Below are 12,583 nucleotides of genomic sequence, written 5' to 3'. Positions count from 1 at the left end.
TTCTTCCGATGGTTCGGTCGGTGGATGGCTCGGTGGTTGGCTCGGTGGTTCGGTGCGGGGCCGGTCGGCCGTGGCCCCGGTGGGCCGTGGGCGGACGTCCCGCACGTCTCGGTGCGCGCGGGCGCGCGGTCACTCGCGTGCGCCGGCGAGGCCGGGCGACGGGAGGCGGAAGGGTCGGGGCGTGGTGGTGCGCCGGGCACCGCCGCGGCACACCTCCCTCGGGTCCCAGCCCTCGGGCCGTTCGGGCAGCAGGTCCGGGTCGCCGTACACGGTCCCGGCGCGGGCGGCGGCGAGCAGCGGCTCGCCGAGGATGTCGGCGGCGCAGCCGATCCCGCCGAGCATGACGCCGGCGATGCCGTTGCCGGCCTGGGTGCTGGCGCCGACGACGTGCAGTCCCCTGACGGCGGTGGCGGTGCCGGGCCGGGCGGTGCCGCCCCACTCCGCCATGCCGAAGGGCGTGCCGCCGGTGGACAGCGTGTACCGCTCGTGGGTGAGCGGGGTGGCCGCCTCGATGTGGGTGAGGTGCGGCCGCAGCGGGCCGAGGGCCTTCTCGGCGGCGTCCAGGGTGGCCTCGGTGAGTTCCTGCTTGCGCCGCAGATAGGTGGGGTTGCGGCGGTAGTCGCCGCCGTCGGCCGGTCCGTCCGTGACGCCCCACCACGCGTAGTCCGGCGGGCAGAGCGTCATCACCTGGAGGTTGGCGTGTCCCGGCGGGCACAGCTCCCGGTTGTGCGGGTCCTTCAGCGAGGCGAACGAGCAGAACAGGAAGGGCACGTCGCCCGTCTCGCCGCCGCTCACCCGGTCGAAGTAGCCGTCGATGTCGTCGGTGTCGTACCACCACAGGTTGGCGTTGGGCCGATCCCGCAGATCGGTGTCGAGGCCGAGGTAGAGCACCAGCCACGGCATGCCCATCTTCGCCCCGGCGGTGCGGGTGACGACCGACTTCTGGAAGTGTTCCGGGCCGACCAGTTCGAGCACGGTGCGCGGATAGTCCGCGTTGGACACCACCAGGTCGGCGGTGATGACCTCGCCGCCGTCCAGGTGGACGCCGACGACCTTGCGGTCCTCGACGAGGATGCGGGCCACCCGGCTGCGGGTGCGGACCTGTCCGCCGTGCGCCTCGATCACCTCGACCAGGCCCGCGGAGAGCACCTGTCCGCCGCCGGCCGGGTAGTAGGCGCCGCGCAGGTAGTGGTCGGTGACGCTGGTGTGCCGCGCCACCGTGGCCTGCTTCGGGGTGAGGCCGTAGTTGGGGGCCTGGGCGGCGAGCACGGTACGGGCCCGGGAGGACAGCCCGCAGTGCCGGAACAGGTCGTCCAGCGTGCGCCGGCCCCACTGCCGGATGGTGGCGGTGCGGGCGGCGATGTCCTGCGGCGCCCACGCGTGGGCCTCGAACAGCGCGGCGCGCTGCTCCTCGCCGAGCGCCGAGCAGACGTCGACGAACGCGTTCAGGCCCGCGGCCTCCTCGGGCATGGCCTGCGTGAGGCGTCGCCGGTACGCCTCCCAGCCGGCGGGCATGTCGACGGACACGCCCGGCACCCGGATCTGGTCGAAGCCGTCCTGGTCCATCTCCAGGAAGTCCACCCGGTCACCGAGTCCGACACCGGACAGGATGCTCGGGATGACTCCGCCGGGTGCACAGTCGCCCAGGTAGTGGACGCCCACATCGAATTCGTAGGCGCGGCGTCGCCGGAACACATGGCTGTTGCCGCCCACGATCGAGAACTGCTCCAGTACCAGGACGCGCTTGCCCGCGGCGGCCAGATACGCGGCGGCGGTCAGACCGCCGAGACCGGCCCCGACCACCACGGCATCCCAGTCGGTGCCGCGCGCGGTGCCGTGCGCGTCGCTGTCCACAGTCGTCTCCTCGTCATGTGGCGTGGATGGGTGGCCCTGGCCGCCGCACCGGCCAGGGCTGTTCAGGGGTGGGCGTGCCGCCCGGTCAGCCGCAGCCGCCGGCGTGGCCCTGGTCGCCGCCGGCCGCCAGCAGGTCGGCGTGGGTGGCGGGGTCCGGGGCGTCGGCGGCCGACTGCCGGGCGGACTCGGCCGCTTCGGTGCCGAGGACGGCGCGGACGAACGGCGCGACCCGGTCCACGCCCCAGAACTTGTCCCGGCCGTGAATGAAGAACGGCACGCCGAACAGGCCGTCGTGGGCGGACTCGGCGAGCAGGGCCGCGCCCCGCTTGCGCAGGTCGGGGTCCTGGGTCGCGGTGGACAGCCGCTGGGCGTCCAGGCCGAGTTCCTCGGCGATGCCGGCGATCACCTCCGGCTCGGAGATGTTCTTGCCGTCCTGCCAGCGGGCCTGGTAGGCGGCGGCGACGAACTCCTTGCCGCGGCCCTCGTCGTCGGCGGCGATCCACGCCAGGTGGGCCACCTCCCAGCAGGGGTCGCGGTCGATCGGCCAGCTGACGTCCAGCCCGCGCTCGGTGGCGAGCCGGCGGGTGTCCTGGAGGATGTAGAAGTTCTTCGCCCGGCTCATGGCGACGATCGGGAGGGTGACGCCCTCGTCGGCCAGCAGCCGTGCGGTCTCCTCGTCCGGCTCCCAGAACGGCAGCCAGTCGATGGCGTCGAGCACCTCGGGGTGGGTGCTCATCAGGTCGCGGTAGGCGAACCAGGAGTAGGGGCTGCGCAGGGAGAAGTACCAGCGCGGCCGGCGGCGGGAAGCCATGGGGTCCTCCGGGCTGTGGGGTGGGTGGTCACTCGCCGCGCAGCGCGCGCAGGACCTCGTCGTCGAAGACGGCCATCTGCCACTCGGCGTCCGGCGACACCTTGTGGCAGTAGCCGTGGGTGATCTCGCCGGTGGCGGTCTTGACGAGCTTGCCGTCCCGCACCACGTAGAAGTCCATGCGGGAGGTGTAGAGCATGTCCTTGAAGACGGACTCCACGGTGTAGACCGTGTACAGGTCCTCCTCCATGATCGCCTCGTCGGTGAAGTGCAGCTTGTTCTGCGTCACCACGGGGATCCAGCCGCGCTCGTCGAGGAGCCGCTTGATGCTGATGCCGCGGGAGGCGACGAAGAGGTGCTTGGCCTCCTCCATCTGGCGCAGGTAGCCCGACATCTGCATGCGCTCGGTGAAGTGGCAGTAGTAGTACGGGATGCGCCACTTCCAGCCGATGGCGTTGTCGTCGCCGATGATCTCGGCGAGCACCGGGTCGGTGGAGGCGTCCTCACCGCGGTGGAAGGCGCCGTGCAGGTCGTCCACCGGGGTGGAGGCCAGCTCGGCGGGCTCGGCGGTGGCGAGCCGGTCGACGACGAAGCGCTCCAGCTCCGCGGGGAGCGGCGCCGGGTCGGCGATGTTGGTGTCACGGCGCAGCAGCACGCGGAACTTGGAGGTGACGGCCTTCTTGGGGGCGCCGTCGCGCTCGACGATCGCGGCCACCGCGAACACCATCTCGCGGTCGGTGTCCTTGGTCTTGGGGGTGACCTCGACGGTCACGTCGTCGTCCAGGGTGAGCACGGTGTGCAGCCGCGTGTCGACGCCGACCACGTCGAAGTTGACGCCGTGCACCAGGTACAGCTCGGTGGCGCCGAGGCCGACGGCCCGGAAGTGGTCGAGCACCGCCGCTTCGAGCAGGTAGTTGTCGCACTTGAAACCGATCGCGGTGTTGATGTTGCCGCCCTCGTAGGAGGGGCGCATCGTCACCGAACTCGGCTCGGTCAGCAGCTTCTTGATGTCGACATCGGTCAGGGTGGCCATCGATGTACTCCCGTACTCAGTTGACCGCCGCCGGGGGGTGCCCCGCCGGCAGCGTGGTGAGGAATTGCTGGACAGCGAGCGAGAAGAGGTCAGGGCGCTCGGCCATCGGTGTGTGCGCGCAGCCCTCGATGCGGTGGATCGAGGCGTTGCCGAGCCGGGCCGCGAGGCGTGCGCCCTCGGCCGGCGGCGCGATCGGGTCCTGGTCGCCGATGACGACGTGAACGGGCAGGCCCACCAGGTCGACGGGCAGGAACGGGGTGCGCAGGTAGACGTGCAGGTGTCGCACGACCCAGTGCGGTCCGAGTTGTTCGCAGGAGCGCTCGGCCATCTCGGCCCGCAGGTCCGCGGCGAGCGGCTTGCGCGACCTGGCCGTGATGCCGTCCTCCGCTCCGAGCCGCAACAGGTCAAGGAACCGGGGCAGTTCGGCCCAGGTGAAGTCCTCCGGTCGCTGCCGGTAGAACGGTGCGACCAGGACGACGCCCCGGACGCCGAGCTCCTCGCGCGCATCGCGGCCGGCCGCCGCCAGGTCGGTGAGCAGGGTGAGCAGCAGCACCGACGCGTAGGAGTGGGCGATGACCACGTCGGCGCCGCCGGGTATCCGGCGTATCGCCTCGGTGATCCAGGCGGTGTCGTCCCGCTCGGCCACCGCGAAGGTGCCGCCCGCCCGCCAGGGCAGGCCGGCGCTCCACAACTCCAGGCCGGGCGGCCGGTGTTCCACGAAGGCGTCCCAGCTGCTCTCGCTGCTGCCGAGGCCGTGCAGCAGCAGCGCGCGCCGGCCGGCTTCGCCGGACGTGGCCCGCTGCCGGAGCACGAGCGGCTCGACATCGCCTTGTCGGAGCACCGGACATCCCTTTCCGAAGAAATTCGGGCAGCGGAGGATATGGCCGGGGCAAGGAGAATTGTTTCCCCCCGGCGAACTTCCGCCACGCTAGCAACCAATTCCGTGCCGCCAGACGGTCGGCCGGTGATTTTGCAGCGATATGCAATCCGCTGCACCGGCGCGCTTATCGGCGCGCCGCACACTCAAATCATCCAGGAATTACGGCCCGCCGAAAGGGCCGTTTCAGCAAGCTGCGACCGGGGGGCGTCACTCGGATCGGGCCGGCTCGCGGGAACGGCGCCTCGCGGCGGAGCCGGGCGGTGTCCGGTGTGCGGCCGCACGGCGGAGAAGGGCGGCCGGGCGGAGTCCGGCGACCGGCGACGACGCCGCGGACGCGCGTGCCGGACGCTACTCGGCTCCGGCACGGTCGAACGGCAGGCGCTACAGGGCTTTCCAGGCGGCGACGACGTCGTCCGCGGCGCCCTGTGCCGACAGCGCCCGCCGGGCGGCGAGCAGCGCCTTGGGCCAGTTGACGGTCAGTACGGCGGCCAGCCGGTCCTCGCGCCGGTAGGCGACGGCGAACCGGCGGCGCCCGGCGTCGGCCCGCACCACGGTGGCCTCGTCGCCGGGGCCGGGCCGGCCGAGCACGGTGATCTTGCCGCCGTACTGGTCGGACCAGACGAAGAACTCGGCGCGGCACGGCACCGGTTCGGGCCCGGTGAGGGTGCGGGCGACGGCGTCGGCCTGCTCCACGGCGTTGGTCCAGTGCTCGACGCGGACGTGCCGTCCGAGCAGCGGGTCGTGCCAGCGGGCGACGTCGCCCACGGCGAAGACGGTGCGCTCGGCGTCGGCGGCGCCGTACGCGTCGCACAGGACGCCGCCGTCGTCGTGCAGCGCGATGCCGGAGCCGGCCAGCCAGCCGGTGCCGGGGCGCACGCCGATGCCGACGACGACGGCGTCGGCGGGCAGCACGCTGCCGTCGGTGAGGGCGACGCCGGTGACGGACGGCTCGCCGACGAGGCCGGTGACGCCGGTGCCGGTGAGCAGGCGGACGCCGTTGTCGGCGTGCAGGAGGGCCAGTTCGGCGGCCGCCTCCTCGCCGAGCAGCCCGGACAGCGGTGCGGGCAGCGCCTCCACCACGGTCACGTCCGTGCCGCGGGCGCGGGCGGTGGAGGCCACCTCGGCGCCGACGAAGCCGCCGCCCACGATCACCAGCCGGCCGGTGCCGATCCGGTCGAGGTCGGCGCGCAGCCGCCGGCAGTCGGCGAGGGTGCGCAGCACGTGCACACCGTCGCGCGGCATGCCGGGCAGGGTGCGCGGCGCGGCGCCGCAGGCCAGGACCAGCCGGTCGTAGCCGAGGCGGGTGCCGTCGTCGAGGTGCAGCAGGCGGTGGCCGGTGTCCAGGGCGGCCGCGGCGGCGACCCGGCGTTCGGCGTTCCACTGCGCGGGGTCGCCGAGCGAGGCGCGCTGCTCGTCCCAGTCCCCGGCGAGGATCTGCTTGGACAGCGGCGGCCGGTCGTACGGGGCGTCCGGGTCGGGGTCGACCAGGGTGATCCGGCCGGTGTGGCCGGTCTCCCGCAGGCCCGCCGCGAGGCGGCTGCCGCCGACCGAGGCGCCGACGATCACCACGTGTCCGGCGGTCACGACGCCGCTCCCTCGGTCGGGGCGCCGGGGGCGTGGGCCAGGGCGCGCGGGGTGCGCAGCTCCAGCACGTCGCGCAGGCCGAAGGTCCAGCCGGACTTGCGGGCCTTGTTGGCCAGCTTGGCGGCGCGCAGGCTGTCCCCGCCCCGGTCGAAGAAGTCGTCGTCGAGGTGGACCACGGGCAGGCCGAGGACCTCGGCGAACAGGGCGCACAGCCGGGTCTCCGCCTCGGTCACCGGGGCGGCGCCCGTCGGCGCGTCGTCGGCCGGCGGTTCGGGCAGGGCGTCCTTGTCCAGCTTGCCGTTGGAGGTCAGGGGCAGTTCGCCGACCACGACGACGGCGGACGGGACCATGTAGGGCGGCAGGTGGCGGGCGACGGCCTCGCGCAGCGCGGCCGGGTCCGGGGCGGCGCCGTCCTCGGGGACCACGTAGCCGGCCAGGTAGCGGTCGCCGGAGCGGTCCTCGCGGGCGATCACGGCCGCCTGCCGCACCCCGGCCTGGGCCGCCAGCACCGAGGTGACCTCGCCGAGTTCGATGCGGTAGCCGCGGATCTTGACCTGGTCGTCGGTGCGGCCCAGGTACTCCAGGAGACCGTCGGGCCGCATCCGGGCGATGTCGCCGGTGCGGTACATGCGTCCGCCGCCGGGCGCGGCCACGAACCGCTCCGCGGTCAGCCCGGGCCGGCCCAGGTAGCCGCGCGCGACCTGGCCGCCCGCGATGTACAGCTCGCCCTCGGTGCCGGCCGGAACGGGGTTCAACCGCTCGTCCAGCACGTGCAGTTCGGTGCCCGGGGTCGGACGGCCGATGGGCGTGGCGCCGAGCTCGACGGGGTCGTCGGGGCCGATGGCGAAGACGCAGCAGCCGACGGTCGCCTCGGTCGGCCCGTACTCGTTGACGACGGTCGCGCCGGGGTGGGTCTTGCGCCACCGCTCGACCACGTCGCCGATCAGCATCTCGCCGCCGACGACCAGTTCACCGGTCGGCGACAGGCTGCTGGGCAGCACGGTCAGCAGCGGCAGGTGCGAGGGGGTGGCCTTGACGAAGGCGGGCCGCCCGGCCGGCGTACCGGGCTCGGGCTCCCGGTCCAGCGAGCCGACGCGCACGTGGCCGCCGCGCAGCAGCGGCCCGTACAGCGCGGTGACGGTCAGGTCGAACGCGACCGGGGAGTGCAGCAGCGCGCTCCGCGCCAGGCCCGGGTAGGCGTCGCAGGCGAAGTCCAGGTAGCGCAGCAGGGTGTCGTGCTGCACCGTCACGCCCTTGGGCCGGCCGGTGGAGCCGGAGGTGTAGATGACGTACGCCAGGTTCCGCGCGGTCAGCGGGGCCGGGCGGTCGGCGTCGGTGGGGTCGTGCGCGGGACCGCCGGCCGCCTCGGCGGCGGCGACCTCGGCGGGGACCGAGAGCGTCCGCGGACCCTCACCGGTGCCGTCGGCGTCCTCGCCGTCCGGTACGAGCATCAGCTCCAGGCCGGTGTCCTCGACGATGTACGCCAGCCGGCCGGCCGGGCAGTCGGCGTCGACCGGCACATAGGCGGCACCGGTCTTGAGCACGCCCAGCAGCGCCACCAGCAGGTCGGCGGAGCGGGGCAGCCGGACCCCGACCACGTCCTCCGGGCCGATGCCGCGGCCCAGCAGCCGGTGCGCGAGCAGGTTGGCCCGGCGGTTGAGCCCGGCGTAGTCCAGCTCCTGCCCGCCGCTGTGCACGGCGACGGCGTGCGGGGTGCGCGCCACCTGTGCCTGGAAGAGTTCGGCGAGGGTTGGGTCAGCCATGGTGTCGTCCGTGGTGTGGGTTGTGTTCACGTGCATCACGTGCGTCTCCTGCGTCCAGTGCGTTCGGGGCCGTCGCGTCTCATCCGGCGCGGTCCGCGGCGAGCTGCCGGATCGTCGGACGCAGGTACAGGTCGCGCATGGCCACCGTGTGCCCGCCGCGTCGGCGCAGCGCGGCGCCCACCCGCATGGCGAGCAGTGAGTTGCCGCCCAGGTCGAAGAAGTTGTCGTCCGGGCCGACCGGCACGCCGAGCACCTCCCGCCAGACCTCCAGCAGCACCTGCTCGAACGTGTCGGCCTGCGCCGCGGCGGACTCGGCCTGCGCGGCGGCGGGCGTGGCGGCGGGTGCGGCAGGCGCGGCGGGCGCGGGGGCCGCGGCGGGCCGGGGCAGCCGGCGGGTGTCCAGCTTGCCGTTGGTGGTCAGCGGCATCCGCTCCAGTGCGGTGACCGTCGACGGGACCATGTACTCGGGCAGGAAGCGGGTGGCGCGCTGCCGCACGGAGGCGGTGTCGTCGCCGTCCATCACCACGTACGCGTCGAGCTGTGCGGTCGCCGCGTCGTCCGGGTCGGTCCGGTTGAGGACCACGGCCGCCGCCGTGACCTGCGGGTCGTCCAGCAGCACCGAGCGGATCTCGTCGAGTTCGATGCGGAAGCCGCGCAGCTTGACCTGGCTGTCCAGCCGGCCCAGGTGCTCCAGCCGTCCGTCGGGCAGCAGCCGGCCCTTGTCGCCGCTGCGGTACAGCCGCTCGCCGGTGCGCACGTCGGTGAGGAAGCGCTGCTCGGTGAGTTCGGGCTTGTTCAGGTAGTGGGCGGCGACGCCGGCGCCGCCGACGTAGATCTCACCGGCGACACCGGCGGGCAGCGGCCGGCCGTCCGGGTCGGCGACCCGCACCCACCAGCCGGGCAGCGCGTGCCCGACCGACTTGGAGGCGGTGAGCGCCTCGGCGCGGGTGACGGTCTGCGCGGTCACGTGCACCGTGGTCTCGGTGATGCCGTACATGTTGACCACCCGGCACGCGGTCTCCGGGTGGCGGTCGAACCAGGGCAGCAGCATCCGCGGGTCGAGTCCCTCGCCGCCGAAGACGACCAGCCGGACCGGCGCGGGGTCGGCGCCGTCCCGCTCCACCTCCACCAGGTGGGCGAAGGCCGACGGGGTCTGGCTGAGCACCGTCACCCGCTCCTCGCGCAGCAGCCGGTGGAAGTCCTCCGGCGAGCGCGACACCCAGTAGGGGACGACCACGAGCCGGCCGCCGGTGAGCAGGCAGCCCCAGATCTCCCACACCGAGAAGTCGAACGCGCTGGAGTGGAAGAGCGTCCAGGTGTCGTCCGCGCCGAGCCCGAAGTCGCCGGTGGTGGCGGCCATCAGGCTGAGGACGTTGACGTGCGGGACGACGCAGCCCTTGGGGCGGCCGGTGGAGCCGGAGGTGTAGATGACGTACGCCGGGTCGTCGGCGCCGGCCGCCGACGGCGGCGGCCCGTCGCACCGTTCGGGTGCCAGGTCCTCGAGTGCGGCCGGGGTCAGGACCCGGGTGTCGGTGCCGCCGGGGAAGTCGGCGCGGTCGGTGAGGACCGTGGTGAGTCCGGCGTCGGAGGTCGTGTAGGCGAGCCGGTCCTCCGGGTAGGCGGGGTCCATCGGTACGTAGGTGGCGCCCGCCTTGAGGACCGCGAGCAGCACGACGATCATCTCGGCCGAGCGTTCCAGGCACACGCCGACCCGGTCGCGGTCCCCGACGCCCAGCGCGCGCAGCGCGTGCGCCAGCCGGTCGGCGCGGCGGTCGAGTTCGCCGTACGTCAGCCGGGTGTCCTCGCAGCGGACGGCGACGGCGTCCGGCCGGGCGGCGGCGATCTCGGCGACCGCGGTGTCGATGCGCCGCGGCGTGAACGGCGGCAGCGGCGCGGACCGGCGGTGCGCGGCCAGGCGTGCGGCCTCCTCCTCGTCCCACGGGCGGGCGTCGGCGACGAGGGTGTCCGGGGCCTCGGCGAGCGTGCGGTGCACCTGGCTCACGTGCCGCAGCAACTGGTCGGCGACGGCGTCGGACAGGGTGCGCGCGGAGTGGTCGCAGCGCAGGGCCCGTCCGCCGGTCGCGTCCCGGGTCACGGTGACGGTCACCGGGAACGGCGGCTGCTGGAACGGCCGGTACTCGGCGTGGTCCGCGCCGGGCAGGCCGGCGGATAGGTCGCGGTCGGCGAGGACCAGGCCCACCGCGGCCGTCGTGGCGGTCCCGTCCGGGCCGGCGGCCAGGGCGGCGCGCAGCTCCTTGTCGACGGTGCCGAGGGTGCTCCCGCCGTCCGCCGCGACCGGTGCCGGGACGACCGGGCGGCCCGGGGCGCCGGTGCCGGGGGCGAGCAGCGCGAGTGCGGGCCGGGTGACGCCCTCGTAGCGGGCGAGGACGACACCGAGGGCGGTGGCCCAGCTCTCGGCGTCCGTCTCGGGGTGCCCGGCGGGCAGCGGCAGCACACGGGTCACCGGGGTGTCCGGGCCGTGCGGCCGGCCGAGCCCCCAGTCGGGCTGCTCCACGGGGCCGCCCGGGCCGGGCTCGGCGGGCGGCGACGTGGCGGCGGTGCGGGCCGTGAGGGCGGTGTCCTGCTCGGCGCCGAGCAGGCGGGCGGTGAACGCGTGCAGGGCCGTCGTGTCCAGGGCGGCGCGGTCGGCGACCACGACCAGGTCGGTGGCGCCGTCGGCGTACTGCAGCAGCACCGCCCGGACCGGGGCGTCCCGGTGGACGGGCAGCGGGCGGCCGAGTTCGCGGTCCCGCCACCGCCGGGCGGCGGGCGCGTCGGCGCCGCACGGCACCCGCTCGGTCCACAGCCGCGCGGGGAAGCCCGCCGACGGGCCGGTGCCGGCGGTCAGGGCGGTGAGCCGGGCGGCGACCGCGTCCGGTCCGTCCGCCGCGGCGCCGGCGGTGAGGCGTACGCGCAGTGCGTGGCAGGCCGCGCCGGCCGGGGCGGCGGCCCGCTCGGGCGTGCGCGCGGCGGCGGCGTCCTGGTGAGTGATCGACACGACTGGTCCCCTAGACATGGTTGTGATGGCTCAACAGGTGGCTCAGCGGATGGTGAAGCCGCCGTCGACGGTCAGCACGGAGCCCGTCACCTGCCGGGACTCGTCGGAGGCCAGCCAGAGCGCGGCACCCGCCACGTCCTCCGGTTCGATCAGCGCGTTCATCGGCTGCGACTGGACGAAGGTCTGCTCGTGCTCGCCGACCGGCAGCTCCAGCGACCTGGCGATCTCGGTGAGCATCCGGCCCTCGACCGCGCTGTCGTCCCGGATGGAGCCCGGGCACAGGGCGTTGACGCGGACCTTGAGCGGGGCGTAGTCCAGGGCCGTCGCCCGGGTCAGTCCGATCAGGCCGTGCTTGGAGGCGGTGTAGCCGGCGAAGTGCCGGTAGCCCACCAGTCCGGCGGTGGAGGCGACGTTGACGATGCTGCCGGAGCGGCGGGCCACCATGTGCGGGCCGACCAGCGAGATCATGCGCCAGGCGCCGGACAGGTTGATGTCGAGCATCACCTGCCACTCGTCCTCGGTGATCTCGTGCGTGGTCCGGCCCGACGGCGCCACGATGCCCGCGTTGTTGACGAGGACGTCGACGGCGCCGAACCGGTCGAGCGTGGCGTCGACCGCCGCGCGCAGGGCGGCGCCGTCGCGGACGTCGGCGGTGGCCGTGAGCACGGCGGCGCCCTGCTCACGGCAGAGCCGCGCGGTGTGGTCCAGCTGGCTGACGGTACCGAGCGGGTAGGGCACGCCGTCCACGTCACCGCACACGTCGAGCAGGGCGAGATCGGCTCCCTCCCGGCTGAACGCCAGCGCGCAGGCACGGCCGACCCCGCGCGCGGCTCCCGTCACGACGACGGTCTTTCCTTGCAGGCGCACCAAGACTCCTTAAACGTTGGTGGAGGTTCCGCCGGGCCCGTCGCGCCGGCTCAGGCCGGGCGGACGTCCGCGAGCACGTCGATCAGGCCCTCGGGGTTGTCGACCAGGTACATGTGGCCGCCCTCGACCTCGACGAACCGGAAGTCCCTGCTGGTGGCCTTGGACCACTCCATGGCCTGCTCGGTGGTCACCAGGGTGTCGGTGGTGCCGCGCACGGAGACGATCGGCGCGGGCAGCGGCTGGTCGGAGGACGGGACGTAGCTCTCGTGCATCTCCACGTCGGCGCGGAGCGTGGGCAGCAGCAGCTCCCGCATCTCCGGGTCCTCCAGGGCGTCGTGGCGGTAGCCGGCGAACTCCTTGACGCGCTCCAGGAACTGGTCGTCGTCGAGTCCGCTGGCGCCGTTCTCGCGGCGGGTCCACGGCCCGGGCGAGCCGCTGACCACCAGGGCGGCCAGCTCGACGCCGTCGGTCGCGGCCAGCCGGTGGGCGATCTCGTACGACAGGACCGCGCCGAGGCTGTGGCCGAACAGGACGACCGGGCCGGCGCCCTTGACCCGCTCCAGCACCTCGGGCAGCAGCCCGTCGGCGGCGGCGACCGCGTCCTGGTAGGGCTCCTCCGCGAAGCGCTGCTCACGGCCGGGCAGCTGGACGGCGGCGAGGTCGAACCGGTCCTGGGCGAGCGGCACCCAGGGGCGGAAGACCGAGGCGCCGGCCCCGGCGAACGGCACGCAGAGCACGACCGTCTTTGCCATGGTGATTCCCTTTTCTGTGCTGTGTGGTGCGCGGTGTGTGGCTG

The 12,583-nt window shown here is 74.2% G+C and carries 9 protein-coding genes; all 9 read right to left on the bottom strand.

What is annotated here, in order from left to right:
• Positions 1-129 precede the first annotated feature (129 nt).
• Positions 130-1,854 (bottom strand): phytoene desaturase family protein, encoded by a 1,725-nt coding sequence (locus tag FGW31_RS24655; protein ID WP_142195681.1) that lies wholly within the window; start codon positions 1,852-1,854, stop codon positions 130-132.
• A gap of 85 nt (positions 1,855-1,939) precedes the next feature.
• Positions 1,940-2,665 carry a 2-hydroxychromene-2-carboxylate isomerase gene (locus FGW31_RS24650; RefSeq protein WP_142195680.1) on the bottom strand — a complete coding sequence of 242 codons (726 nt, stop codon included), beginning with the start codon at positions 2,663-2,665 and terminating at the stop codon, positions 1,940-1,942.
• 28 nt (positions 2,666-2,693) lie between these two features.
• A complete protein-coding gene (locus tag FGW31_RS24645; protein ID WP_142195679.1) occupies positions 2,694-3,695 on the bottom strand; it encodes an acyl-CoA thioesterase family protein in 1,002 nt (333 codons plus the stop codon).
• A 16-nt stretch (positions 3,696-3,711) separates the two neighbouring features.
• Positions 3,712-4,536, bottom strand: a complete 825-nt coding sequence (locus FGW31_RS24640; protein ID WP_182674592.1) for an alpha/beta fold hydrolase — start codon at positions 4,534-4,536, stop codon at positions 3,712-3,714.
• A gap of 420 nt (positions 4,537-4,956) precedes the next feature.
• Positions 4,957-6,159, bottom strand: coding sequence for an NAD(P)/FAD-dependent oxidoreductase (locus FGW31_RS24635; protein ID WP_233452572.1), 1,203 nt, complete (start codon positions 6,157-6,159; stop codon positions 4,957-4,959).
• Positions 6,156-7,922, bottom strand: a complete 1,767-nt coding sequence (locus tag FGW31_RS24630; protein WP_182674589.1) for an amino acid adenylation domain-containing protein — start codon at positions 7,920-7,922, stop codon at positions 6,156-6,158. The genes FGW31_RS24635 and FGW31_RS24630 overlap by 4 nt, the downstream gene beginning before the upstream one ends.
• A 79-nt stretch (positions 7,923-8,001) precedes the next feature.
• Positions 8,002-10,920: an amino acid adenylation domain-containing protein gene (locus tag FGW31_RS24625; protein WP_233452571.1), complete on the bottom strand. Its 2,919-nt coding sequence runs from the start codon at positions 10,918-10,920 to the stop codon at positions 8,002-8,004.
• A 42-nt stretch (positions 10,921-10,962) separates the two neighbouring features.
• Positions 10,963-11,787: a mycofactocin-coupled SDR family oxidoreductase gene (locus FGW31_RS24620; protein ID WP_142195676.1), complete on the bottom strand. Its 825-nt coding sequence runs from the start codon at positions 11,785-11,787 to the stop codon at positions 10,963-10,965.
• 50 nt (positions 11,788-11,837) lie between these two features.
• Positions 11,838-12,539, bottom strand: coding sequence for a thioesterase II family protein (locus FGW31_RS24615; protein WP_142195675.1), 702 nt, complete (start codon positions 12,537-12,539; stop codon positions 11,838-11,840).
• Positions 12,540-12,583 lie beyond the last annotated feature (44 nt).

It is taken from the genome of Streptomyces calvus (assembly GCF_006782915.1).
In the GTDB taxonomy this organism is placed as follows: domain Bacteria; phylum Actinomycetota; class Actinomycetes; order Streptomycetales; family Streptomycetaceae; genus Streptomyces; species Streptomyces calvus.
The sequence above is the reverse complement of the archived record's forward strand: the minus strand, read 5'-3'. Positions and strand labels throughout refer to the sequence as shown.